The organism is Aquabacterium soli (assembly GCF_003933735.1).
Taxonomy (GTDB): Bacteria; Pseudomonadota; Gammaproteobacteria; order Burkholderiales; family Burkholderiaceae_C; genus Aquabacterium; species Aquabacterium soli.
This window is the reverse complement of record NZ_RSED01000006.1, coordinates 272000-298022: the sequence shown is the minus strand read 5'-3', so window position 1 is coordinate 298022 and position 26023 is coordinate 272000. Positions and strand designations below refer to the sequence as shown.

Sequence of the window (26023 nt, the reverse complement as noted above, 5' to 3'; positions counted from 1 at the left end):
ACGGGATACCGCTCCCGCACTTCAGGTTGAAGCGAATCGAATCCTTTCAAGCCTTCGTCAACTTTCTTCACCTAGGAACACATCATGAGCAACGCCACCATCACCGCCAGCACCTCCACCAAGCCCGTCGCCATCGCCGCCCCTGGCCGCACCTTGCTGAACGCCCAGGACCACACCCTGGTCATGATCGACTTCCAGTCGCAGATGGCTTTCGCCACGCATTCGATCGACGCCACCACGCTGCGCAACAACGCCGCCCTCGTGGCCAACGCCGCGGCCGGCTTCAAGGTCTCCACCATCCTGACCACCGTGGCCGAGAAGAGCTTCAGCGGCCCGATGTTCGACGAGGTCACTGCCCCTTTCCCCGGCCAGGCCCTGCTGGACCGCACCTCCATGAACACCTGGGAAGACGCCGCCGTGATCCAGCGCGTCAACGAGATCGGCAAGTCGCGCATCGTGCTGGCCGGCCTGTGGACCAGCGTGTGCATCGTCGGCCCGGCCCTCTCGGCGCTCGACCAGGGCTTCGAGGTCTACGTGATCACCGATGCCTCTGGCGACATCTCCACCGAGGCCCACAACCGCGCCGTGGAGCGCATGGTGCAGGCCGGTGCCCGCCCCATCACCTCGCTGCAGTACCTGCTGGAGCTGCAGCGTGACTGGGCCCGTGGCGAAACGTATGACATGACGACCGGCATCGCGAAGAAGTTCGGCGGCGCCTACGGCCTGGGGATCACCTACGCCAAGACCATGTTCAACGCCCACGAAGGCTGATCGCCATGAGCACCTCACCATCCTCCGCTTCCACGCCCGGCACGGGCGGCAGCTTCGCGCCTTTGGGCATCCCTGTCTTCGCCGTGCTGTGGGGCGCCACCGTGCTGGGCAACATCGGCAGCTTCATGCGCGATGTGGCCAGTTCGTGGATGGTGACGGAGCTCTCATCCAACCCCGCGGCCGTGGCCCTGATCCAGACCGCGGCCACGCTGCCGGTCTTCCTGCTGGCGATGCCGGCGGGCGTGCTGTCGGACATCCTCGATCGGCGGCGCTTCCTGATCGGCGTGCAGATCCTGCTGGCGCTGGTCAGTGGCACCTTGCTGGTGATGGCGCAGACCCAATCGCTCACGGTCGAATCGCTGATCGCGCTGACCTTCGTGGGCGGCATTGGTGCTGCACTGATGGGTCCCACCTGGCAAGCCATCGTGCCCGAGCTGGTGCCGCGTGCCGACCTGAAGAACGCGGTGGCGCTGAACTCGCTGGGCATCAACATCGCGCGGGCCGTGGGGCCGGCCGTCGGTGGCCTGCTGCTGGCCAGCTTCGGCGCGGCCATGGCCTACGGCATGGACGTGCTGAGTTACGTGCTCGTGGTCGCCGCCCTGATCTGGTGGAAGCGCCCAAAGGCCGAATCGAAGGGCCTGGACGAGCAGTTCTTCGGTGCCTTCCGTGCCGGGTTGCGCTACGCCCGATCCAGCCGCGAGCTGCATGTGGTGTTGCTGCGCGCCTTCGTGTTCTTCCTGTTCGCCAGCTCGGTGTGGGCCCTGCTGCCGCTGGTGGCGCGCAAGGTGCTGGGCGGCACGGCGGGCTTCTACGGGGTGCTGCTGGGCGCGGTTGGTGCGGGCGCGATCCTGGGGGCGGTGCTGCTGCCTGCACTGCGCCACCGGCTCAGGAGCGCCGATGGACTGATGCTGGCCGCCGCCGTGCTCACGGCCGTGGTGATGGCCGCCCTGTCGACGGCACCTCCGAAGTGGGTGGCCGTGCTGTTGATGCTGGCCTTGGGGATGGGCTGGATCGTGGCGCTCACCACGCTCAATGGCGTGGCGCAGGCCGTGCTGCCCAACTGGGTACGTGGCCGGGGCCTGGCCATCTACCTGATGGTGTTCAACGGTGCCATGGCTGCCGGGAGCCTGGGCTGGGGCCTGGCGGCGCAGGCGGCCGGTGTCACGGGGGCGCTGCTGATCGGGGCCATCGGCCTGGTGGTGGCCGCGGTGGTCTTCCACCGCGTGAAGCTGCCCACGGGCGAGGCCGATCTGCAACCCTCGAACCACTGGCCCGAGCCGCTGCTGGCCGAACCCGTGGCCCATGACCGTGGCCCGGTGATGATCCAGATCGAGTACCGCATCCGCAAGGAAGACCGGCCCGCCTTCCTGCGCGCCGTGCACCGGATGGCTCAGCAGCGCCGCCGCGATGGCGCCTATGCCTGGGGTGTGGCCGAGCACAGCCACGAATCAGACTGTGTGATGGAATGGTTCATGGTCGAGTCGTGGGCAGAGCATCTTCGCCAGCACCAGCGCGTATCGCATGCCGATGCCGACCTGCAGGCCGAAGCCCTGCGATACCACAAGGGGCCGGGCAAGCCGGTGGTGCACCACTACCTGGCGCTGGCCAATCCAGCCTGACCCGCACGGGCCGCTGCACGGTGTCGATAGATGGCCATGAGATAAAGTAACCCCATGTATCTGCAGTTGGGGCGCTAGGGACACTGTTGCCTCGGTGATGTGTGCGTAGCCATGGGGGTTCTGTGTCCGACAACAACGACAAGCTGATCCGCCAGCGTCGGTCGCTCTCACTGGCCGCGGGGTTCTGGCTGATCTCCGCGGCGCTGTTCCTCATGGCCGTTCTGGGCCTGGGGCGCCTGACCTTCATCGACTGGCGCGATCTCCGGCGTGCCGAGCACGCGGTGGTGCTGATCGAACAGCTGCGACTGGGCATGATTTCCGCGGAGATGGCATCACGTGAGCGGGGGCCTGCCAACGGTGTGCTGGGTGCGGATGCCCCCACGCCCCGGGCCCTGGGCCATTCATTGAATGAAGCACGCCTGCGCACCGACCAGGCTTATGCCGCCTTCGCGCAGGCCTTGGGACAGGTGTCCGGTGATGACCGCCATCAATCGATAGGTCGACAGGTGGACGGATTCCAGGCGGCACTGCACCAGGCCCGTCTCCGGGTGGATGCGTTGTCGGCGCAGCCACTGGCCCGGCGGGAGCCCGAGGCCATCAAGGCGGCGGTGGATGGCATGGTCCGCCTGGTTCGCATGCTCAGGCCCAGCATCATGCTGGTGATGGAAGACCTGCAGCAGGACCAGCCGCTGCTGAGTTCGACCGTGAGCAGTGCCTTGCTGGCCGCCGAGTTGCGCGAGCTGACCGGGCAACTGGGCTCGCTGCTCACGCCCGCCTTGAGCCGGCAGACCGCCTTGAGCGACGATGAGCGACTGGCCATCGAGCGCATGCGCGGCCGCATCGGGCAACTGCGCGTGTTGCTGACCGCCCGTGTCCATGTGGCCAACGGCGCCAGCGCCGTTCGGCACGCCCAGGAGCGCTTGGAGCGTGATTATTTCGGGCGGGCTGAGGCGCTGGTCAGGCAGGTGGTGCAGGCCGGGCAGACCGATGGACGCTATGGCCTGAGCACCGCCGAGTTCGCCGCCCGGTACGTGCCCGACATGAACGCCATCATCGACATGCGCGATGCCTTGCTGGCCGAGGCCTTGCAACAGGGCGCGGCCCTGCACCTGGCCCAACGTCGGGCGATGGCCGTGATGCTGGGCATGACCGGCCTGCACATCGCGCTGATCGTGCTGGGCCTGTACCTGATGCACCGCCGGGTGATCCGGCCCTTGAGCCGTGCGGCCGAGGCACTCCAGGCCATGAAGGAAGACCGCTACGTGGCTTTGGTGGCTCCTGTGCAGGGCGACGAGATCTCGGCCGTGTTCGATGGCATCGCCGATTTGCAGGCGCAAAGCCGTGACCGCCGTGCGCTGGAGGCCGAGCGCGACAAGCTGATCGAGCGTCTGCGCGTGCAGTCCAGCACCGACTTCCTGACCTCGCTGCCCAACCGCCGCGCCTTCTTCGAGGCAGCGGAGGCGGAAGTGGCGCGGGCGCGCCGCCACGGCTTCGGCTTGGTGGTGTTGCTGCTGGACGTGGACCACTTCAAGCGCATCAACGATGCCCTGGGCCACGCGGTGGGTGACCTGGCGCTGGTGGCGCTCACCGAGGTGCTGCGCCAGAGCGTGCGGCAGGGCGACATCGCGGCGCGGATCGGTGGCGAAGAGTTCGTGCTTCTGCTCAGCCACTGCGAGCGCGAGGACGGATTGCGCTTTGCCGAGCGCCTGCGCCAGACCGTGGCGTCCACGGTGGTGGAGGTGGGCAGCGAGCACCCGCCTGTGCGCATGACCGTCAGCATTGGCCTGGCCGATACCCAGACGCATGGCATGAACCTGGACCTGCTGATGAGCCGGGCCGACCACGCCATGTACGGCGCCAAGCGCGCTGGGCGAGACCGGATCGAGGTGGCGGGGCCCGCCTGAGGGCCTGGTGTCAGCCCGCGGTGCGGCGGTCCGGGTGCACCGGTGCGCCCAGCCGCGCCGACAACTGATCTGCCAGCGCACGGATATGGCGCCCGACCTCGGCGATCTTGCCTGGGTTGACCAGATCGACCTCCAGGAAGCTCACGGCCAGCCCGGCCACGGCGCGCTGCTGGCTGCTGGCGTCGAACACGGCGGCGCCGAAGCAGTGCATGCCGTCGCGCACCTGCGCATCGTCGATGGAGTAGCCGTGCTGGCGGCACTGGGCCAGCTCCGGCAGCAGGGCGTCCAGGCTGGGCACGCTGCGGCGCGTGAGGGGCTGCGGCCAGGGGGCCGCCTCCAGCAATGTGCACACCTCGTGGTCGGGCAGGGTGCTGAGCATGGCCTTGCCGGTGGCGGTGTAAGGCGCGGGCATGCGCATGCCGTTGCGGAAGGTGACGTCCAGCGGGCGGGTGCCGTTCTGGCAGGCGATGTAGACCACGTCGCGCCCATCGAGCACCGACAGGGTGATGGTCTCCATGGTGAAGAGCTGGCTTTCCTGCCAGGCCACATAGAACTCCTGCAGGATGTTGGTGTGGGCCAGGAAGGCATTGGCCCAGGTCATCACATGCGGCCCCATGGCCAGCGCGCCGTTGCCAGTGCGTTGCAGCAGGCGCAGCTGGATCAGCGTTTCGCACAGCCCATGCAGGGAACTCTTGGGCAGGCCGGTGTCACGCGCCAGTTCGGCGCTCGTCAAGGGACGGGCGCTGCGGGCGACCAAGTCAAGGATGCGCACGGCACGGCCCACAGCGGGCGATGTGCTCTTGGGTTCATCTGGCGCGGCGGCAGTGGTCTGGGTTTTGGGCATTGTGAAAGTCTAGGGAAAAACCCCAGTCGAAGTGGCGCAGCGTGGCGGCTACGATTCATTCCGTTAGTTGAACACGGTTCAACCTATTGAACAAGTGGCGCAACTCAGGACAAACCCGAGCCTGCCCACTCACCTGAACACCGTATGAAACTCCTCGACCCCACCCTGCTCAAGCAGAACGCCTACCTCGATGGTCAATGGGCCGCCGCCGACGCTGGCGCCACCTTCGATGTGCTGGACCCTGCCACTGGCGAGCGCCTGGCCACGGTGCCCGATCTGGGCGCTGCCGAGACCGAGCGCGCCATCCGCGTGGCCGAAGCCGGCCAGAAGGCCTGGGCCAAGCTGTCGGGCAAGGAGCGCGCTGCCCCCCTGCGCCGCTGGTTCGATCTCATGGTCCAGCACGCCGATGACCTGGCGATGATCATGACCCGCGAGCAGGGCAAGCCCCTGGCCGAGGCCAAGGGCGAGGTGATCTATGCCGCCAGCTTCATCGAGTGGTTCGCCGAAGAAGCCAAGCGCGTGTCTGGCGACGTGCTGGCCCATCCTCAGGCCGACAAGCGCATCGCCGTGCTGCGCCAGCCCGTGGGTGTGTGCGCAGCCATAACGCCGTGGAACTTCCCGGCGGCCATGATCACCCGCAAGGTGGGCCCAGCCCTGGCGGCGGGTTGCGCCATCCTCGTCAAGCCCGCCGAGCAGACGCCGCTGTCGGCGCTGGCCCTGGCCGAGCTGGCCCAGCGCGCCGGCATCCCCGGCGCCGTGTTCCAGGTGCTGACCACCGCCGACGCCCGCACCATGGGCGGCGTGCTGACCGCCAGCCCGGTGGTGCGCAAGTTGTCCTTCACCGGCTCCACCGAAGTGGGCCGCATCCTGATGGCGCAGTCGGCCCCGACCGTCAAGCGCCTGTCGCTCGAGCTGGGCGGCAACGCGCCCTTCATCGTGTTCGACGATGCCGACCTGGATGCCGCCGTCGAAGGCGCGATGATCTCCAAGTACCGCAACGCGGGCCAGACCTGCGTGTGCGCCAACCGCTTCTACGTACAGGCCGGCATCTACGACCGCTTCGCCGAGAAGCTGGCCGCCAAGGCCGCCGAGCTCAAGGTGGGCAATGGCCTGGAGCCTGTGGCCCTGGGCCCGCTGATCGACCAGCCCGCGCTGGACAAGGTGCACGAGCTGGTGGCCGATGCCCTGGGCAAGGGCGCCCGTGTGGTCACCGGCGGCCAGGACCACGCCCTGGGCGGTACTTTCTACCAGCCCACCGTGCTGGCCGACACCACCCCTGACATGCGCGTGGCCCGCGAAGAGATCTTCGGCCCCGTGGCGCCGCTGTTCCGCTTCGAGCGCGACGAAGACGCCGTCGCGCTGGCCAACGCCACCGAGTTCGGCCTGGCCGCCTACCTGTACTCGCAGAACCTGTCACGCGCCTGGCGCACCGCCGAGGCATTGGAGGTCGGGATGGTCGGCATCAACACCGGCCTGATCTCCAACGAGGTCGGCCCCTTCGGGGGCGTGAAGCAATCGGGTCTGGGTCGTGAAGGCTCGCACCTGGGCATCGATGAATACCTCGAAGTGAAGTACCTGGCGTTTCAAGTCTGACGCCAGTTCGATCCCCCGGGCCACAAGCCCGGGGTGATCACCCGCGCCGGTACGCCGGCAATTACAGCAGTTCCACAACAGGAGATGTGATGAGCACCATCCTCGCCCCCCGCACCCTCGTTTCGGCCGCGTGTTCCGTGGCGTTCGCCCTGAGCGCCGGCAGCGCCATGGCGCAAACCAAGCCCCTGAAGATCGGCATCGTGACCTTCATGTCCGGCGCAGCCGCAGGCCCCTTCGGCGTGCCCGCCAAGAACGCCGCCGAACTCACGGCAGAGCAGCTCAATGCGGGCAAGGTGCCCGCGCCCTACGCCACCAAAGGCTTCGGCGGCGCGCAGTTGGAGTTGGTCTACATCGATGAAGCCGGTGCCACCAGCAAGCAGGTCAGCGAGTACCGCAACCTGATCAACCAGGGCGTGGATTTCGTCGTGGGCTACACCTCGTCGGGCAACTGCCTGGCCATTGCGCCGGTGGCCGAGCAACTGGGCAAGCTGACCGCCTTCTTCGACTGCGGCACGCCCCGTGTCTTTGAAGACGCCAGCTACAAGTACGTGTTCCGCCCGGTGCCGCACGCCACGATGGACAACGTGGGCGCGGCACGCTATGTGGCCGAGTTCAAGAAGGACCTGAAGACCTACGCCGGCATCAACCAGAACTACGCTTGGGGCCAGGACGCCTGGGCCGATTTCGAAGGCACGCTGAAGGTGCTCAAGCCCACGGCCGAGGCCAAGGCCTCGCAGATGCCCAAGCTGGGCGCCGGCCAGTACAACGCCGAGATCTCCAGCCTGCTGGCCGCCAAGCCCGATGTGCTGCACTCCAGCTTCTGGGGTGGTGACCTCGAAGGCCTGGTGGTGCAAGCGGGCCCGCGCAACCTGTTCAAGCGTTCGGTGACGGTGCTGACCGCGGGTGAAACAGCCACGCACGGCAAGGTGCGCCTGCCTGATGGCGTGATCCTGGGTGCCCGTGGTCCCTATGGCGTGTTCGCCCCCCAGAGCGCGATCAACACCTGGCTGCGCGCCTCTTACCAGGCCAAGTTCAGCGCCGACCCCAGCTACCCCTCGTACAAGATGACCCAAGCCCTGCTGGGCCTGAAGTCGGCGTATGAAAAGGCACTGCAGGCCAACGGCGGCAAGGCCCCGAGCACCGATCAGGTGGTCGCGGCTTTCGAAGGCCTCACGTTCACCGGCCCTGGTGGCGAAGTGAAGATGGCCCTGGGCAAAGGCCACCAGGCCGTGCAGGGCACCGCCTTCGGCGTGGTCAAGAACGTGGGCGGCAAGATCACCATGACCAACGTCAAGCGTTATGCCCCGGAAGATGTGAACCCGCCTGAAGGCGTGAAGTCCATCGACTGGATCAAGGGCGGCCTCAAGAAGTAAATGCACAGGCCTGTGCGGGGCGGCACGTGTTGCCTCGCCGGGTGTGCTGGAGAACGCGCATGTCGCTTTTTTATGCCGTCCTTGTCGACGGCGCCATGTATGCCGCCTGGTTGTTCCTGGCGGCCCTGGGTCTCACGCTGATCTACGGCGTGCAGAAGATTCTCAACATGGCCCATGGCAGCCTCTACGCGATCGGCGCTTACGCCGGCGTGTGGGTGGTGGGCCCGTGGGTCGCGCAGGGACACTCCATGTACGGCAGCTATGCGCTGCTGGTGCTGGCGGCCCTGGTGGCCGGCGCCCTGGTGGGCTGGCTGGCCGAATGGCTGCTGCTGCGGCGCTTCTACGGGCAGGACCCGATCGTGCTGCTGCTGGTGACCTACGCCCTGTTCATGATCCTGGAAGACGGGATCAAGCTGGTGTGGGGCGTGGATCCGTACACCGTGTCCGAGCCCTATGGCTTCCTGGGTGATTTCGAGGTGGGTGACCTTTCGTACCCGAACTACAACTTCGTCATCGTCGGCTTCGCCATCCTGGCGGGCGCCGTGCTCACGGCTTTCCTGAAGTACACGCGCACGGGCCGGTTGCTGCGCGCAGTGATCCATGACCGTGAAGTCAGCCAGACGCTGGGCATCAACGTCAGCCGCTACTTCGCCGCCACCTTCATGGTGGGCTCGGTGCTGGCCGCGGTGGGCGGTGCGCTCACGGCGCCCACCATCTCGGTGGCGCCCGGCATGGGCGTGGAGCTGATCGTGCCCACCTTCGCGGTGGTGGTGATCGGCGGCCTGGGCTCGCTGCCTGGTGCGGCGCTGGGCGCCTGCCTGGTGGGCCTGGTGCGGGCCATGTCCGTGCACTACTGGCCGCAGGGCGAACTCTTCGTGATCTACATCGTGATGGCCCTGGTGCTGGCCTTCAGGCCCAAGGGCCTCTTCGCGCCGGTGGAGGCGAGAAAAATATGAGCAAGCAATCCTTCGGGCCTGGGACCTGGGCCCTGCTGGCGGGCGTTGTCGCCCTCGGCGTGATCGGTGCGGGCGTGCAGTCGTGGCAGTTCATGCTCACGGTGGCGCTGGGCAAGGGTGTGGTCGCCATCGGCGTGGCCCTGCTGCTGCGCAGCGGCCTGGCCTCGTTCGGGCAGGCGCTGTACTACGCAGTAGGCGCCTACACGATCGGCCTGGCCACCAACCTGCTGGGCTGGCATGAGCTGGCCCTGCTGCTGCCGGCCGCGGCCGCAGCGGGTGCGGTGCTGGCCTTCGTGCTGGGCTTCCTGCTCTCGCGCTACCGCGACATTTTCTTCGCCATGCTCACGCTGGCGCTGTCGATGATCGTCTACGGCCTGCTGATGAACACGGTGGAGCTCGGTGGCAGCGATGGCTTCAATGTCCATGGCCTGACCTTGCTGGGCCTTGGCGCCGCGGCCGATGGCACCGAAGGTGGCCTGGCGGGCACGGCCCTGTTCGGCGTGGTGTTCGTGGTGTCGCTGGTCTGCGTGGCGCTGGTGTCGTGGTTCATGCGCACCCGCCCGGGCCGCCTGGGCCCGGCCATCCGCGACAACGAGATCCGCGTGGAATACCTGGGCACCTCGGCGCGCAACAACATCCACCTGACCTACGTGATCGCGGGGGCCTTGGGTGGCCTGGGCGGTGCGCTGTCCTCGTTCACCGTCGGTCACATCGACCCCGACATGGCCTTCTGGACGACCTCGGGTGATTTCATCTTCATCGCGGTGCTGAGCGGTACGGGCTATGCGTTCGCGCCGTTCATCGGCGCCATCCTGCTGGAAGTCGTGCGTTCGATGGCGTATCAGTACGCTCCCAACAGCTGGCACCTGGTGATGGGCGTGATCATGCTGGCCATCATCGCCTTCCTGCCCACGGGCCTGACCAGCCTGCGCCTGGGCCGCAAGAAGGCCGTTGAGCCGGGCGCCCCTCAGGCCTCGGTGAAGCAGCAGACCATGAAAGGGGTGAAGGCATGAGCAACAACACCATCATCCGTGCCGAGAAGCTCAACAAGGCGTTCGGCAGCGTGCGCCCGGCGCGTGATGTCACCGTGCACATCGCCGAGCGCAGCGTCATCGGCCTGATCGGCACCAACGGGGCCGGCAAGACCACCTTCGTCAACATGCTCACGGGCTACATCAAGCCCGACAGCGGCCGCATCCATTTCCGCGACCGCGACATCACCGGCCAGGAGCCGCGCAAGATCACCCGACTGGGCATGGCGCGCTCCTTCCAGATCCCGCAGCTGTTCACCTCGCTCACGGCGCGCGAGAACATCGAGATCGCGCTGAGCGTGGCCGGCCTGCCGCTGGACCAGGCCGATGCAGGCCTGGCGCGCCTGGGCGTGCTGGAGTTCGCAGAGATGAACGTGGGCCTGTTGCCCGAAGGCGTGCGCAAGCTGCTGGACATCGCGCTGGCGATGGTCGGCAAGCCCGAGGTGCTGCTGCTGGACGAACCGACCAGCGGCGTGGCCTCTGAAGAGAAGTTCGATGTGATGGACCGCGTGCTGCACGCCGCCCGCGAGATGGGCGTGACGGTGCTGTTCGTGGAGCACGACATGGACATCGTGCGCCGCTACAGCGACCGCGTGCTGGCCTTCTACGACGGTGCCATCCTGGCCGACGGCGAGCCCGAGACGGTGCTGGCCGATGCCAAGGTGCGCGAGTTCATCATTGGCGAAGAGGTGGCCCACCATGCTTGAGATCAACAACCTCCATGTCAGCCTGGGCACCACGCAGATCCTGCGCGGCGTGAGCCTGTCTGTGCCCAAGGGCGCCATCGTCGGCCTGATCGGCCGCAACGGCGCGGGCAAGACGACGACCCTGCGTGCCATCATGGGCCTGGTCAAGGCCCGCGAAGGCACGCTGAGCCTGGAAGGCACCGACCTGACCCGCACGCCGGCCCACGGGCGCACACGGCTGGGCATCGGCTATGCGCCGGAAGACCGCCGCCTGATCCCGGACCTGAGCGTGGAAGAGAACCTCTGCGTGCCGGCCTGGGCCATGGGCGTCAAGGACGTGCAGCCCCGGCTGGAGCATGTCTACCGCATCATCCCCGAGGCCCGCGAGTTCGGGCCGCGCCGGGCGCTGCAGCTCTCCGGTGGCCAGCAGAAGCTGGTGGCCGTGGGCCGCGCACTGATGAGCGGCACGCGCCTGCTGATGCTGGACGAGCCCTTCGAAGGCGTGGCGCCGGCCTTGTCCAAGCGCATCGCCGAGGTGATCGGCCAATTGCGTGGCGAAGGCCTGTCGGTCATCCTGTCGGGGGCAGACCTGCAGCATGCAGGCGCCGTGCTCGACCAGGTCTACCGCATCGACCGTGGTCAGATGTTGAATTGAAAGGTACCCCATGAACCCCTTCAAGTTCCAGACGGTTCCCTCGCTGGTGGTGGAGTTCGGTGCGGCACGCCGCATCGGCGCCATCCTGCGTGAGCGCTACACCCAGACCCGCCTGTGCCTGGTCACCGACGGCTTCCTGCACAAGAGCGGCCTGCTCAACCCTGCACTGGCCAGCCTGGCCGAGCACGGCTGGCAGGTCACCGTGATCGACGACGTGGTGGCCGACCCGCCCGAGCACATCGTGCTGGAGGCCACCGAGCGTGCGCGCCGTGCCGAGGCGGAGGTGGTGCTGGGCCTGGGCGGTGGCTCGTCCATGGACGTGGCCAAGCTGATCGCCGCGCTGCTGCCCACGGAGCAGCCGTTGAAAGAGATGTACGGCATCGGCAAGATCACCGGCACACGCCTGCCCCTGATCCAGGTGCCGACCACGGCCGGCACGGGCTCCGAGGTGACGGCGGTGTCCATCGTCACCACGGGCGAGACGACCAAGATGGGCGTGGTCTCGCCGCAGCTCTATGCCGACCTGGCCATCCTGGATGCCGAGCTCACGATCGGCCTGCCCAGCGCCATCACCGCGGCCACCGGCATCGACGCGATGGTGCATGCCATCGAGGCCTACACCACGGCCCACCTGAAGAACCCGGTGTCGGACATGCTGGCCGTGAAGGCGCTGCACCTGCTGTCGCGCCACCTGCTGCGTGCATGCAACGATGGTTCTGACCGCGAGGCCCGCGAAGCCATGCTGGTGGGCGCGATGTTCGCGGGCCAGGCCTTTGCCAACGCCCCGGTGGCGGCGGTGCACGCGCTGGCCTACCCGGTGGGCGGCATCTTCCACGTGGCCCATGGCCTGTCCAATTCGCTGGTGCTGCCGCACGTGCTGCGCTTCAACGCGCCGGCCGCCTCGGTGCTCTACGCCGAGATCGCCGATGTGATGGTGCCCGGCGTGACCGGCAGCGCAGAGGCCAAGACGCACTCGCTGATCTCGGCACTCGAAGACATCGCCGAGGCTACCCGCATCCCGCGCACGCTGCGCGAGGTGGGTGTCAAGGAGGGCGATCTGGCCCGCATGGCCTCGGACGCCATGCTGCAGACACGCCTGCTGGGCAACAACCCGCGCCCGGTCACGGAGACCGACGCGCTGGCGATCTACACCGCGGCGTTCTGACGCGGTCCAACATTGCAGCCACCCGGGAGGGGTGCGCTGCAATGATCCAAAGCGGGCGTGGTCTGTCTGACGCGCCATCAGGTTTCACCCCAAGGCACAGTTGCAGCCAAACTGCAAGAATCCGTGCCTGCCGCCAGATGAACGGGGAAGATCATGCAGACAGCATCGCACGCGTACGCCCTCGATGAGATCGCTCACATCCCGCCGCTGACCCCGGCGCCGCAAGACACGACCATGGTTGCGACCGTGGGCGACAGGCGCTTTCCGCCATCGAAACTGGCCACGCTGCTGAGCGTGCTGCTCGACGCCGGTGTGGACCCGGTGGACCTGCTGGAGGGCACGGGCCTGACGCGCCAGGATGTGGAGAACCCCTTCACGCTCACGTCCTGCGCGCAGTTCATGCGGGCCACGCGCAACGCCGTGAAGCTTTACCCGGGCTGGGACCTGGGCCTGCGCGTGGGCATGCGGCTGCGCGCCACCAACTACGGCATGTACGGCTATGCGCTGCTGTGCTCTGAAACCGTGCAGCAGATGTGGAACCGGGCCATCAAGTACCACCCCTTGTCCAGCGGCATGCTGCCCCTGCGCTGGTGCGTGGAAGGCCCGCAAGCGGTGTGGACCTTTCCGGGCCGTGCCGACTTTCCGTGGCCGGACGTGGACGAGCGCCTGTACCGCTTCATGATCGACCTGCAGTTCGCGGCCCACGTGACCATCGGGCGCGATGTGATGGGCCCCTGGTTCCTGCCCTGCGAAGCGGCGTATGTCGGCAGCAAGCCCGTGCATGCCGCCGCCATCGAGGCGGTGCTGCAATGCCCGGTGCGTTTTGACCAGCCGCGCAACACGCTGAGCTTTCCCACCGCCTGGCTGGACCGTGCGCCGCAGCTGGCCAACCCGATCACGGCCTCGCATGTGTCCATGCAGTGCGCGCGCCTGCTCGACGAGTTCAAGTGGAGCGCGGGCATCACGCGCCGTGTCTACCAGGAGCTCACGCGCCTGCCCGGACGCTTCCCCGACATCGAGGAGGTGGCGCAGTCACTGTGCATGACCTCGCGCACGCTGCGCCGCCGGCTGGAGGCCGAAGGCGCCTCGTACACCGAGCTGCTCACCGCCGTGCGCAAGACCCTGGCCATCGATTACCTGACCAGCACCTTGATGAGCGCCGAGGACATCGCCGAGGCCCTGGGCTTCAGCGATGTGGTGAGCTTCCGCCATGCCTTCAAGCGCTGGACGGGCGCCACGCCGAAGGAGTACCGCAAGGCCAGCGATGGCGGCCTGGCCAATGCACAGCCGGCGCGCAGTACCGCATTGCAGCAATAGCTGTCCCTTTCGATCCCGCTTTTTGTCCTTGTCGGACATTCACGCTCCTCTTCGCTGAACGCACAGTTCCGGTGCCGCACCTGGCGACCCGCTGGCCAGGGCAGGCACCTCAGAAGTGTTGTACCCAATCATCGAAGAGGATCTATGAAAACCACTGTCTCCCGCATCAAGGCTCTGTCCCTTGCCGCCGCACTCGCAGCGGCCACCCTGGCCACGCCGGCCCTGTCTCAGACGTCGGCACCCACCTCGGCATCGCTCAATGCCTCATCCGGGCCACTGAGCGTGTCCACCGCGTCGGTCACGCTGCCCCGAGGCTTCGGCGGTGGCACCATCTACTACCCCACGGTGGCGGCCAAGTACGGTGTGATCGCGATCAGCCCGGGCTTCACGGCCACGCAGAGCAGCATCGCCTGGCTGGGCCGGCGCATCGCCACGCACGGCTTCGTGGTGATCACGATCAACACCAACACCACGCTGGACCAGCCCGACAGCCGCGCCACGCAGCTGGTGGCGGCGCTGAACCATGTGCTGAACTCGTCGGGCACGGCAGTTCGCTCGCGCATCGACCCGGCCCGCCTGGCCGTGGCGGGGCACTCGATGGGCGGCGGCGGCTCGTTGATTGCCGCGCGGGACAACCCCACGCTGAAGGCCTCCTACCCGATGACGCCCTGGAACATCTCGAGCAACTTCTCGACCGTGCGGGTGCCCACGATGATCATCGGCGCCGATGGTGACACCGTGGCGCCGGTGGGCACGCACGCCAGGCCGTTCTACGCCAGCCTGCCGTCGAGCACCTTCAAGGCCTATGGTGAACTCAATGGCGCCACGCACTTCGCGCCCAATACCACCAGCACGCCGATCGGACGCTATGCGGTGGCCTGGATGAAGCGCTTTGTCGATGGCGACACGCGCTACTCGCCCTTCCTGTGCGGTGCGCAGCACACCAGCTACGCCACTGGCCTGGTGTTCGACCGCTACAACCAGAACTGCCCGTACTGAGGCATTGGGAGCTGCCAACATGATCATTTCGTCCACGAGAAAGAGCCGCCGGGTGTGGTGGCTGGGTGGTGCCCTGTCGGCCGGCGTGCTGCTGGCCTGGGGCGTGGGTGCCCTGATCGATCATGGCGGCGATCCCGCAACCGGGCGACACCCTGCCTCGCCCTCGCTCCACGGGGCGGGGTGGGGGACCGTCGCTGGGCAGGAGCCGGCGGCCCCCGTCGATGCGGCGGTGCCGGGCATGATGCCGGTGCCCACGCCCATCAACGGGGTCATCGGCCCGGTGGGCAACTGGCATGTGCAGCCGTTCAAGGCCGACGCGCAGGGTCAGCTGGTGATCAACGCCACGACCTTGCGCACGCTGGAGCAGGTCACGGCCTTCAATGGAACGCAGGAGCTTGCCAGCGCCGCAGCAGACGCGGCAACTGGCCTGCCCGAACAGGCGCGGCAGCAGGCCGTGGAACTGGCCCGCAAGTACGAACGCTACGAGGCGGCCTTGCACCAGGCGGTGAGCCCGTCGCTGGAGGCCGGTTCGGTCGATGAGATGGCGGCGCAGTTCCAGGCCATGCGCGCGCTGCGGCAGGAACAGTTCGGCGAGGCCATGGCCCGCGGATTGTTCGCCGATCAGGAGGCCATCACGGGGCGCCTGATCCAGTTGATGCAGGGCGATGCGGAACCCCACGCCTCGTTGGAGGACAAGGCGGCCCGGGCGCAGGCCAGACTGTCAGCAGAGCGCATGGCAGCGGGTTCGTGAACGGCGACAGCCGACCATCATCCGCGTGAACGTGGATGCGCGTGATCGGGTTGCGTGAATACCAACATGCACCAAAGGGGCTGCCCATGCATCGGGCGTTGAGGGCCTACAGTGCAAGCTCCTGCCGTGGCTTGCAGCGCAGTGCTGTCCGAAACACCCCATTCGGCCAGCGTGAGCCACCGGTCGTTCCCAACACACGAACAGATCGGACCGTGACATGCCCAGTCCCACCGAGCTCTTGCCCGATGCTCTCCCCTCGATCGACCTGTCGATCTCACGCCGTGACCTGTTGATCGCGGGTGCCGCCTCGGTGGCGGCCACCACGGCGTCTGCCGATGCCCATGCGGCCGCAACCCCGCCATCCGCCGCTGCCGATACCGTGGTGCCCATGATGCAGGTGTCCCTGCGGGTGAACGGCCAGGCGCGCGAGCTCAAGCTGGACACGCGCACCACCTTGCTCGATGCCTTGCGCGAGCACCTGCACCTGACCGGCACCAAGAAGGGCTGCGACCATGGCCAGTGCGGTGCCTGCACGGTGATCGTCGACGGGCGGCGCATGAACTCCTGTCTGTCGCTGGCAGTGATGCACGAAGGCGCCAGCGTGACCACCGTGGAAGGCCTGGGCACGCCCGAGCGCCTGCACCCCATGCAGGCGGCCTTCGTCAAGCACGACGGCTACCAGTGCGGCTACTGCACACCCGGCCAGATCTGCTCGGCCGTGGCGGTGCTGGACGAGATCAAGCGCGGCGTGCCCAGCCATGTGAGCCCCGACCTGAACGAGCGCCCCATGGTCTCGGCCGAGGAACTGCGTGAGCGCATGAGCGGCAACATCTGCCGCTGTGGGGCCTACTCCAACATCGTCGATGCGGTCACCGAAGTGGCAGGGAGGCCTGCATGAAGCCCTTCACCTACGAACGTGCCCGCACGCCGGCCGAGGCCGCCGCGGCGATCGCCCAGCACCCTGGCGCGCGCTTCATCGCGGGCGGCACCAACCTGCTTGATCTGATGAAGCTGCAGGTGGAGACGCCCCCGCACCTGGTCGACGTGAACACCCTGGCGCTCGACAAGATCGAGCCCACCCCCGAGGGCGGCCTGCGCATCGGGGCATTGGTGCGCAACACCGATCTGGCCGCCGACCCGCGTGTGCGCCGTGACTACGCGGTGCTGTCGCGGGCCTTGCTGGCGGGCGCCTCCGGCCAGTTGCGCAACCGTGCCACCACGGCGGGCAACCTGCTGCAGCGCACGCGCTGTCCTTACTTCTACGACACTCACCAGCCTTGCAACAAGCGCCAGCCTGGCAGCGGGTGCAGTGCCATCGGCGGCGCCAGCCGCCAGCACGCGGTGATCGGCGTGAGCCCGGCCTGCATCGCCACGCACCCCAGCGACATGGCCGTGGCCATGCGCCTGCTGGACGCCCAGGTCGACACCGTGCGCCCCGACGGACAGGTGCGCACCATCCCCATGGCTGATTTCCATCGCCTTCCGGGCGACACACCGCAGGTGGAGACGGCACTGTCGGTGGGCGAGCTGATCACCTCGGTGACCTTGCCCAAACCGCTGGGTGGCGTGCACCTGTACCACAAGGTCCGTGACCGTGCCTCTTACGCTTTCGCGCTGGTGTCGGTCGCGGCCGTGCTGCAGCGTGATGGCTCGGGCCGCGTGGCGCTTGGTGGCGTGGCGCACAAGCCCTGGCGGGTCGAGGCGGCCGAAGCCGCATTGCCCAAGGGCGCTCAGGCGGTGGCCGGCACCTTGCTGGCCGGTGCGCAGACCACGCATGACAACGCCTTCAAGCTGCCCCTGGTCGAGCGCACCCTCGGTGCCGTGCTGCAACAAGCGAGGGCCTGAGCCATGAAGTTCGACACCCCAGCCACCACCAACCCCATCGACCAGCTCAAGGTGGTCGGCCACCCGCTGGACCGCATCGATGGGCCGCTCAAGACCACGGGCAAGGCGCCCTATGCCTATGAGCGGCACGACGTCGTGGCCCGCCAGGCTTATGGCCATGTGGTGGGTGCCAGCATCGCCAAGGGCCGCATCGCCTCGATGGACCTGGCCGCAGCGAAGGCTGCCCCCGGCGTGATCACCATCGTCACGGCCCGCAACGCCGGCCGACTGGGCAAGGGCAAGATGAACACCGCCAGGCTGCTCGGCGGGCCGGAGATCCAGCACTACCACCAGGCCGTGGCGCTGGTGGTGGCCGAGACCTTCGAGCAGGCCCGGGCGGCCGCGCAGCTCGTGCGCATCGACTATGTCGCCACCAAGGGGATGTTCGACCTGGCCGAGGCCAAGGGCCTGGCCACCCAGCCCAAGGGCGAGGACGCCGACAGCTCGGCGGGTGATTTCAACGGCGCCTTCGCCGCCGCGCCCGTGCGCTTCGACGGCACCTATTCGACACCGGACCATGCCCACGCGATGATGGAGCCGCATGCGTCGATCGCGGCCTGGGAGGGCGACAGGCTCACCGTGTGGACGTCCAATCAGATGATCGACTGGGGGGCGTCGGACATGGCCAAGACATTGGGCATCCCGAAAGAGAAAGTTCGCCTGATCTCGCCCTTCATCGGCGGGGGCTTCGGAGGCAAGCTTTTCCTGCGCGCCGATGCGGTGCTGGCCGCGCTGGGTGCGCGCGCAGCCGGGCGGCCCGTGAAAGTGGCGCTGCAGCGGCCCTTGATGTTCAACAACACCACGCACCGGCCCGCCACCATCCAGCGGGTGCGCATCGGCACCACGCAGGGCGGCAAGATCACGGCCATCGGCCATGAGAGCTGGTCGGGCGACCTGCCCGAGGGCAAGCCCGAGACTGCCGTGAATCAGACGCGCCTTCTCTATGCCGGCCCCAACCGCATGACGGCCATGCGCCTGGCCGTGCTGGACCTGCCCGAGGGCAACGCCATGCGGGCCCCGGGTGAGGCCCCCGGCATGATGGCGCTGGAGATCGCCGTCGACGAGGTGGCCGAGCAACTCGGCATGGACCCGATCGATTTCCGTGTGCTCAATGACACGCAGGTCGATCCGGAGAAGCCGGCCAGGCCGTTCTCGCAGCGGCGGCTGGTGGAATGCCTGCGCCAGGGTGCCGAACGCTTCGGCTGGGCACAGCGCCTGGCCAAGCCCGGTCAGCGGCGCGAAGGCCGCTGGCTGGTGGGCCTGGGCGTGGCCGCGGCCTTCCGCAACAACCTGGTGATGAAGTCGGCCGCCCGTGTGCGCCTGGACAAGCAGGGCCTGGTCACGGTCGAGACCGACATGACGGACATCGGCACCGGCAGCTACACGATCATCGCGCAGACCGCGGCGGAGATGATGGGCGTGCCCATCGAGAAGGTGGTTGTGCGGCTGGGTGATTCACGCTCACCGGTGTCGGCCGGCTCGGGCGGGCAGTGGGGCGCCAACAGCTCCACCGCGGGCGTGTACGCGGCTTGCGTCAAGCTGCGCGAGGCCGTGGCGCGCAAAGTGGGCCTGGATGCCAAGGATGCCGTGTTCACCGATGGCGAGGTTCGCTCGGGTGACCGGCGCTTCAAGCTGGCCGAGGCCGCCGGCGAGCAGGGCCTCTCGGCCGAAGACACCATGGAGTATGGTGACCTCGACAAGAAATTCCAGCAGTCCACTTTCGGTGCTCACTTCGTCGAGGTGGGGGTGGATGCCTTCACCGGCGAGATCCGCGTGCGGCGCATGCTGGCCGTGTGCGCGGCGGGCCGCATCCTCAACCCCAAGTCGGCGCGCAGCCAGGTGATCGGTGCGATGACCATGGGCGTGGGCGCGGCGCTGATGGAAGAGCTGGTGGTCGACAAGCGTCGGGGCTTCTTCGTCAACCATGATTTGGCCGGCTACGAGGTGCCGGTGCATGCCGACATCCCGCACCAGGAGGTGATCTTCCTGGACGAGACCGATCCCATCTCGTCACCCATGAAGGCCAAGGGCGTGGGCGAGCTGGGCATCTGCGGGGTGGGCGCGGCGGTGGCCAATGCCATCTACAACGCCACCGGCGTGCGTGTGCGCAACTATCCGATCACGCTGGACAAGCTGTTGCCGCATCTCCCCGCGGTGGCCTGAACACAGCAGGCGAGGGCCACGAGATCAGGCCGCCGTCCTGGCGGCCTTCTTCTCGCGCGTGAGTTGCCTGAGCCGTTTGATCAGCAACTTGCGCACTTTCTTGCGACCCCTGGCCAGCAGGCGCATGTTGATGTCATGGCGCTGCTCATCCGCCATGGTCTTCCAGCCCTTGATCTCCTGCCGTGATCGGCCACAGCCCATGCAAAGGTCGTTCTCATCGAGTTTGCACTGGGAAATGCAGGGGCTGTCGGTCAGCAGGATCGTCATGTTGAAGGCAAGGGGGGAGGTGCCTTATTGTCTCAGGGCTGCTCCACCAGATCCGCCACAGCCTCGAACACCCGCCGGCGAGCGTCGTCTTTCTCGAAGGACACGCCCATGCGCAGCACCACCAGGTTCCTGCTCGGCACGATCACCGTGAACTGCCCCATGTGGCCTGCAAACCAGACCAGGTCGGCGGGCAGGCGCGCGCGCAGCGCTTCAGGGATCTCGGTGGCGGGCTGGCGCCAGATGTAGCCGCCGTATTCGGCCGAGGCCGGCGAGGCGGCCACGAGGAACTGCATCACCTCGGGCGCGATGAGCGTCTGGCCGTTCCAGTGGCCGCCTTGCGCCACCAGCTGGCCCAGGCGCAGCCAGTCCACGGGGCGCAGCACGCCTCGCGCGCCACCAACGGGCGTGCCGGTGGCGTCGGGCTCGACGATGCCGTTGCGGATGCCCAGCGGGGTGAACAGGCGCTGCTGGTAGTAGTCGTGCAGGGCCTGGTGCGTGCCGCCCAGCAACTGCTTCATGCGCAGCATGGCGATGTTGGGGAAGCCCGTGGAATACGTGAACACCGTGCCGGGGGGGGAGGTGAGTGTGCGCTCCGCGGCCCAGGCGCCCTGGTCGGGCTGCGAGAACAGCATCTGCGTGGCATCGCTGGCGCCGGCGTAGCCTTCGCTCCAGGCCAGCCCGGGGGACATGTTCAGCAGCTGCCGCCAGGTGATGCCGGCCTTGGCCCCGGCCGACCACTGCGGCAGGCCCACGGGCGCGTCCAGGCTCAGCCGGCCGTCGGTGGCCATCAGGCCGGCGATCAGCCCCGTGAGCGACTTGGTCATGGACCAGCCCAACTGAGGTTGGTTGCGGTCATAGCCTTTGGCATAGCGCTCGTAGACCAGGCGCCCGTCGCGCGCTACCAGAAACGCCAGCGGATTCTGCTTTTCGCCCGCCTTGGTGGCCGTGTCGGTGAAGATGCGGTCGCCATGGCGGGCCAGCAGCTGCGCCAGCGCCGGGCTGTTGAGGTAACTCTGAACAGGGCCCTCGCCCACGGGCCAGGCCTGACCTGACGGCGTGCCCAGGCTCACGGCCTTGAAGGGCTGGGCGCGCACGGCGGCTTCCGTGGCGCCTGGCGGGATCAGCGTGCAGCCCAGGCCCTTGCGGTAGATGGCGCTGCGCTTGTTGGTGATGAAGGGCACGAAGCTGCGCACGTCCACCTTCAGGCCCGGGTAGTAATCCACGTCCCACACATAGGGCAGGGGCTGCACCTTGGGCACGGTGTAGGACCAGCGCACGCGCAGGTAGTTGTCGCCGCTTTGCTGCGTGCGGGTGCACAGCTCCCAGGCCGCGTAGCCGGTGCCGGCCGGCAGGTCGTCGATCAGGTCGGCGCGGGCTGAGCAGAACCATGCGCCGAGCGCGCAGGCCAGGGCGAGCAGCCGCAAGGAAGCGGGGCGGGGGAGCGGGGTGTTCATGCGGGGTTCTCCGTGCTGTCGGGGCGCGAAGCGTGTGCCGCGCCGCATGCAATGTACCCAGTGCTCCCTGGGAGGGCATGGGCACTTACCCTCCACCGCCGGACGGGGGTTGCGGACGTGTTCAGGCTGGTCGATTCATCCCTCTAGAATGACGTTCAGACGCCCCACGTCCCCGTGGGCCCGCCCTGGACGGCGGGCTCTTCAGCGAACAGCAGCAGGCAGCCATGGACCGCACAGCACTGGATTCTTCGGCACAGCCCGACCCGCTCGGATTTTTCGTGGGGGACAGCGTCATGGCTGCCCGCATGCGTGACTTCGACTGGGGCAGCTCGCCACTGGGCGAGCCCGCCACGTGGCCCCAGAGCCTCAAGACGGTGGTGCGCATCATGCTCACCTCGCGCTATGCCATGTGGATGGCCTGGGGGCCGCAGCTGACCTTCTTCTGCAACGACGCCTACAGCCCGACCTTGGGTGTGAAGCAGGCATGGGCCCTGGGTGCGCCTGCCTCCCGGGTGTGGGCCGAGATCTGGCCCGCCATCGGGCCGCTGATCGACCAGGTCATGGACACCGGCGTGGCCAGCTGGAACGAGGATCTGCTGCTGTTCCTCGAACGCAGCGGCGCCCCCGAAGAGACCTACCACACCTTCTCCTACAGCTCGCTGGCAGACGATGCCGGGGCCTGCGCGGGCATGTTCTGCGTGGTGACTGAGGAGACCCGCCGTGTGATCGGCCAGCGCCGCATGGACACGCTGCGCGAGCTGACGGCCGATCTCAACGCCATCAGCCAGGAGTCCGAAGTGATGCAGGCCCTGGTGCGCAATCTGGGCGCCAACCCGAAGGACCTGCCGTTCACGCTGACCTACCTGTTCGACGAGCACGGCAGGGCCCATCTGGCCAGCGCCACGGGCGTGGAGCCGGCACGCACTGTGGTCCTGTCTTCCCTGGATGCCGGCAATGCCCTGGGCTGGCCCATCGACGCCTTGCTGGCTGGCGGCTCCGCCACCATGGTGCCCCTGCGGGCCGGGGACATTGGCGAGGTACCGCGTGGCGCCTGGGACCGACCGCCCACCCAGGTCTGCATCACACCGATCAAGACACAGGGCGAGCAGCGACCAGCCGGCTTTTTCGTGGCCGGCCTGAACCCCTACCGACCTTTCGACACCGACTACCAGGCCTTCCTGGATCTGCTGGCCAGCCAGATCGCGGCCGGCATTGCCAACGCGCGCTCGCATGAGGCCTCGCGCCAGCGCATGGAGGCGCTGGCGCAGATCGACCGCGCCAAGACGGCCTTTTTCTCGAACGTGAGCCACGAGTTCCGCACGCCCTTGACGCTGATGCTGGGGCCCCTGGAAGACGCGCTCACTGACGGTGCGCTGCCCGCACCTGAGGCCGACCGGCTGCGTCTGGTGTACCGCAATGGCACGCGTCTGCTCAAACTGGTCAACTCGCTGCTGGATTTCTCTCGCATCGAGGCGGGGCGCATGCAGGCAGGCTTCATACCGGTGGACCTGGCGCGCATGACGGCCGAGCTGGCCAGCAACTTCCGCTCCGCCACCGAAAAGGCGGGCTTGCGTCTGGCCGTCAATTGCCACCCACTGGCGCAACCGGTGTACGTGGACCCGGACATGTGGGAGATGATCGTCCTGAACCTGGTGTCCAACGCCTTCAAGTTCACCTTCGAGGGCGGGATCGAGGTCACGCTGCGACCGGACGGCCACTCGGTGCAACTGCTGGTCCGCGACACTGGCATCGGCATCCCTGCCCACGAACTGCCGCGCATGTTCGAGCGCTTCCATCGCATCGACGGTGCGCGTGGCCGCAGCTTTGAAGGCTCCGGCATCGGGCTGGCGCTGGTGCAGGAGCTGGTGCGCCTGCATGGGGGGACGATCTCGCTGGCCAGCGAGGAAGGGCGCGGCACCACCTTCACTGTCAGCCTGCCCTTCGGTACGGCGCACCTGCCCGCTGCCCAGGTACGGTCCGCGACGGATCCTGACGGGGCGATCCCGCAGTCCGCGCGGGGCGTGAGCTACGTGGAAGAGGCCTTGAGCTGGCTATCGCATGAACCCGCCCTGGCCCCGGCACCGGTGTCGGTGGATCTGCAGACCGGCGGCAGCGCGGCCGCGCCCACCGGCAAGCCACGCGCCTACATCCTGGTCGCGGACGACAACGCCGACATGCGTGCCTATGTGCAGCGCCTTCTGGGGACCGAGCACGACTGCGTGGTCGTGGCCGACGGGCTCGAAGCACTCGAATCCATGCGCCAGCGCCGTCCGGATCTGCTGCTGACCGACGTGATGATGCCGCGCCTGGATGGCTTCGGCCTGATCCGCTGTGTGCGCGACGAAGACGGCTTGCGCGACCTGCCCGTGATCGCCCTGTCGGCCCGGGCTGGAGAGGAGGCTCGCATCGAAGGCCTGGCGCGGGGCGCCGACGACTACCTGGTCAAGCCCTTCTCGTCGCGCGAGCTGCTGGCCCGGGTGGATGGCGCCCTGGCCATTGCGCGGATCCGTGGGCAGGTCACCGAGGCCCTGCGCGAGAGCGAGGAGCGTTTCAGGGCGATGGCCGACCACGCCCCGGTGATGGTGTGGACCACCGACATCGACGGGCAGTGCACCTACTTGAGCCGGTCCTGGTACGAGTTCACCGGGCAGACGCCCGAAACCGGCCTGGGCACGGGATGGCTCGATGCAACGCACCCGGAAGACCGACCGGGCGCCGAGCGCAGCTTCGTCGAGGCCAATGCCACCCGTTCGGCCTTCTCGCTGGAATACCGGCTGCGTCGGCACGATGGCAGCTACCGCTGGGCCATCGACGCGGCGGCCCCGTGGCTCAGCCCCGACGGCGCTTTCCTGGGCTACGTCGGATCGGTCATCGACATCACCGAGCGCAAAGCGGCTGAAGAAGCCCGCCGCGTGCTCAACGAGGAGCTGGAGCAGCGCGTGGCGGAAGCCCTCGCCTCGCGCGACGAGGCCGAGGCCCAGTTGCGCCACGCGCAAAAGCTCGAGGCCGTGGGACGGCTCACAGGCGGCGTGGCCCATGATTTCAACAACCTGCTGCAGGTGATCGGCGGCAACCTGCAGTTGCTGGGCCGTGATCTGTCCGGCCATGGACGTGCTGAAGAGCGTGTCAAGAACGCCCTGGGTGCCGTGGGCCGCGGTGCCAAGCTGGCGTCGCAGTTGCTGGCCTTCGGACGGCGCCAGCCTCTGGCGCCCAAGGTGGTGAACCTGGGGCGGCTCATCCGCAACATGGACGACATGCTGCGCCGCGCCCTGGGAGAGGGCATCGAGGTCGAAACGATCATCGGTGGCGGACTGTGGAACACCCACATCGACGCAGGCCAGATGGAGAACGCGCTGCTGAACCTGGCCATCAACGCACGCGATGCCATGCAGCGCCATGGCAGGCTGACCATCGAGGCGGGAAACTCCTTCCTGGACGACGGTTACGCCGAACGCCACGACAACATCACGCCGGGCCAGTACGTGATGGTGGCCGTGTCCGACACCGGGTGCGGCATCCCGGCCGAACAGCTCGAGCGCGTGTTCGAGCCCTTCTTCACCACCAAGCGCGAGGGCGAAGGCACCGGCCTGGGGCTGAGCATGGTGTATGGCTTCGTCAAGCAGTCCGGCGGCCACATCAAGCTGTACAGCGAACCCGACCATGGCACCACCGTGCGCCTGTACCTGCCGCGCAGCCGGGGTCAGGAAGACGTGCTGTCTGACGTGGACAGCGGTGCGGTGATCTCAGGCACGGAAACGGTGCTGGTGGTCGAGGACGACGAGAACGTGCGCGCCACCGTGGTGGAGATGCTGTCTGAGCTGGGCTACCGAGTGCTCAAGGCCAAGGACGCCGACAGCGGCCTGGTCATCATCGAAAGCGGCATGCCGATCGATGTGCTCTTCACCGACGTGGTGATGCCTGGCCAGTTGCGCAGCCCCGAACTGGCGCGCAAGGCCCGCCAGCGCCTGCCCAACATCGCCGTGCTCTTCACCTCGGGCTACACCGACAACGCCATCGTGCATGGCGGGCGGCTCGATGAAGGCATCGAGCTGCTGAGCAAGCCCTACACGCGCGAGGCGCTGGCGCGCAAGATCCGGCATGTGCTGGGCACCCGGGTGCCTGCGCAGGAAGCGGCTGTGCCGACTGTTTCTCCACCGCCTGCCCAAGCCCATGCACCGGATGCACAGGCCAACGGTGCCGAGCGCGCCCAGGCGCGCCACGGCGCGGGCGGTCAGCTCCGCGTGCTGCTGGTCGAAGACGACGAGCTAATCCGCTTCACCAGCGAGGAGATGCTGACCTACCTGGGCTATGTGGTGCACGTTGCCGCCGATGGCGAGCAGGCGCTGGGCCTGCTCGCCACCACCGAGATCGACGTGCTGGTGACCGATGTGAACCTGCCGGGCATGTCAGGCCGCGAACTGGCGGCCCTGGTGCGCAGCAGGCAGCCTGGCCTGCCCGTGCTGTTCGCGTCCGGCACTGACCACGGGCTGAGCGATCTGAAGAACCACGCCACGGGCTTCATCCCGAAGCCCTATGGCGAGGAGGAGTTGCGGCGGGCATTGGCGGCCTTCGGGCTGTGACCGAGCGTGGC

The 26023-nt window shown here is 67.7% G+C and carries 20 protein-coding genes; 17 read left to right on the top strand and 3 right to left on the bottom strand.

What is annotated here, in order from left to right; all coding sequences use genetic code 11:
* Positions 1-84 precede the first annotated feature (84 nt).
* The 3 genes from EIP75_RS09940 (at position 85) to EIP75_RS09930 (ending at position 4294) form a co-directional block, all read left to right on the top strand.
* Positions 85-771 (top strand): hydrolase, encoded by a 687-nt coding sequence (locus EIP75_RS09940; protein WP_125243098.1) that lies wholly within the window; start codon positions 85-87, stop codon positions 769-771.
* A gap of 5 nt (positions 772-776) precedes the next feature.
* The gene (locus EIP75_RS09935) at positions 777-2390 is read left to right on the top strand and encodes an MFS transporter (RefSeq protein WP_125243097.1); all 1614 of its coding nucleotides are present in this window, start codon (positions 777-779) and stop codon (positions 2388-2390) included.
* A gap of 122 nt (positions 2391-2512) precedes the next feature.
* Positions 2513-4294: a diguanylate cyclase gene (locus EIP75_RS09930; RefSeq protein WP_125243096.1), complete on the top strand. Its 1782-nt coding sequence runs from the start codon at positions 2513-2515 to the stop codon at positions 4292-4294.
* A gap of 10 nt (positions 4295-4304) precedes the next feature.
* Here EIP75_RS09930 and EIP75_RS09925 read toward each other — a convergent pair whose 3' ends face one another.
* Entirely contained in the window at positions 4305-5138 is an 834-nt protein-coding gene (locus EIP75_RS09925; RefSeq protein ID WP_125243095.1) for an IclR family transcriptional regulator, read from the bottom strand.
* A gap of 144 nt (positions 5139-5282) precedes the next feature.
* Here EIP75_RS09925 and EIP75_RS09920 point away from each other — a divergent pair, with 144 nt between their 5' ends.
* The 13 genes from EIP75_RS09920 to paoC all read left to right on the top strand — a co-directional run bounded on the left by EIP75_RS09920 (position 5283) and on the right by paoC (position 19711).
* Positions 5283-6731: an NAD-dependent succinate-semialdehyde dehydrogenase gene (locus EIP75_RS09920; RefSeq protein WP_125243094.1), complete on the top strand. Its 1449-nt coding sequence runs from the start codon at positions 5283-5285 to the stop codon at positions 6729-6731.
* 89 nt (positions 6732-6820) lie between these two features.
* Positions 6821-8104: an ABC transporter substrate-binding protein gene (locus tag EIP75_RS09915; protein WP_125243093.1), complete on the top strand. Its 1284-nt coding sequence runs from the start codon at positions 6821-6823 to the stop codon at positions 8102-8104.
* A 59-nt stretch (positions 8105-8163) separates the two neighbouring features.
* Positions 8164-9060, top strand: a complete 897-nt coding sequence (locus EIP75_RS09910; RefSeq protein WP_233584780.1) for a branched-chain amino acid ABC transporter permease — start codon at positions 8164-8166, stop codon at positions 9058-9060.
* Complete coding sequence (locus EIP75_RS09905) at positions 9057-10073, top strand: branched-chain amino acid ABC transporter permease (RefSeq protein WP_125243092.1); 1017 nt, start codon at positions 9057-9059, stop codon at positions 10071-10073. Before EIP75_RS09910 ends, EIP75_RS09905 begins: the two co-directional genes overlap by 4 nt.
* Positions 10070-10798, top strand: coding sequence for an ABC transporter ATP-binding protein (locus EIP75_RS09900; RefSeq protein ID WP_125243091.1), 729 nt, complete (start codon positions 10070-10072; stop codon positions 10796-10798). The genes EIP75_RS09905 and EIP75_RS09900 overlap by 4 nt, the downstream gene beginning before the upstream one ends.
* Entirely contained in the window at positions 10791-11432 is a 642-nt protein-coding gene (locus EIP75_RS09895; protein WP_125243090.1) for an ABC transporter ATP-binding protein, read from the top strand. The genes EIP75_RS09900 and EIP75_RS09895 overlap by 8 nt, the downstream gene beginning before the upstream one ends.
* A 10-nt stretch (positions 11433-11442) precedes the next feature.
* Positions 11443-12597 carry an iron-containing alcohol dehydrogenase gene (locus tag EIP75_RS09890; protein WP_125243089.1) on the top strand — a complete coding sequence of 385 codons (1155 nt, stop codon included), beginning with the start codon at positions 11443-11445 and terminating at the stop codon, positions 12595-12597.
* Positions 12598-12750: 153 nt separating this feature from the next.
* Positions 12751-13914 (top strand): AraC family transcriptional regulator, encoded by a 1164-nt coding sequence (locus EIP75_RS09885; RefSeq protein ID WP_233584779.1) that lies wholly within the window; start codon positions 12751-12753, stop codon positions 13912-13914.
* 144 nt (positions 13915-14058) lie between these two features.
* Positions 14059-14913 carry an alpha/beta hydrolase family protein gene (locus EIP75_RS09880; RefSeq protein WP_125243088.1) on the top strand — a complete coding sequence of 285 codons (855 nt, stop codon included), beginning with the start codon at positions 14059-14061 and terminating at the stop codon, positions 14911-14913.
* Positions 14914-14932: 19 nt separating this feature from the next.
* Positions 14933-15664: a lipase secretion chaperone gene (locus EIP75_RS09875; RefSeq protein WP_158622796.1), complete on the top strand. Its 732-nt coding sequence runs from the start codon at positions 14933-14935 to the stop codon at positions 15662-15664.
* Between the two features lie 217 nt (positions 15665-15881).
* Positions 15882-16562: an aldehyde dehydrogenase iron-sulfur subunit PaoA gene (gene paoA / locus EIP75_RS09870; protein WP_125243086.1), complete on the top strand. Its 681-nt coding sequence runs from the start codon at positions 15882-15884 to the stop codon at positions 16560-16562.
* Positions 16559-17509 (top strand): FAD binding domain-containing protein, encoded by a 951-nt coding sequence (locus EIP75_RS09865; RefSeq protein WP_125243085.1) that lies wholly within the window; start codon positions 16559-16561, stop codon positions 17507-17509. The genes paoA and EIP75_RS09865 overlap by 4 nt, the downstream gene beginning before the upstream one ends.
* 3 nt (positions 17510-17512) lie before the next feature.
* Positions 17513-19711, top strand: a complete 2199-nt coding sequence (gene paoC / locus EIP75_RS09860) for an aldehyde oxidoreductase molybdenum-binding subunit PaoC (protein ID WP_125243084.1) — start codon at positions 17513-17515, stop codon at positions 19709-19711.
* Between the two features lie 24 nt (positions 19712-19735).
* On the opposite strand, the gene EIP75_RS09855 is transcribed toward paoC, so the two are convergent.
* Together EIP75_RS09855 and EIP75_RS09850 are read right to left on the bottom strand one after the other, a co-directional pair.
* Positions 19736-19978, bottom strand: a complete 243-nt coding sequence (locus EIP75_RS09855; protein ID WP_199758544.1) for a DUF1289 domain-containing protein — start codon at positions 19976-19978, stop codon at positions 19736-19738.
* A 32-nt stretch (positions 19979-20010) separates the two neighbouring features.
* Entirely contained in the window at positions 20011-21432 is a 1422-nt protein-coding gene (locus tag EIP75_RS09850) for a serine hydrolase domain-containing protein (protein WP_158622795.1), read from the bottom strand.
* 224 nt (positions 21433-21656) lie between these two features.
* Between EIP75_RS09850 and EIP75_RS09845 the strand changes: the two genes are divergently transcribed.
* Entirely contained in the window at positions 21657-26012 is a 4356-nt protein-coding gene (locus EIP75_RS09845; protein ID WP_125243082.1) for a response regulator, read from the top strand.
* Positions 26013-26023 lie beyond the last annotated feature (11 nt).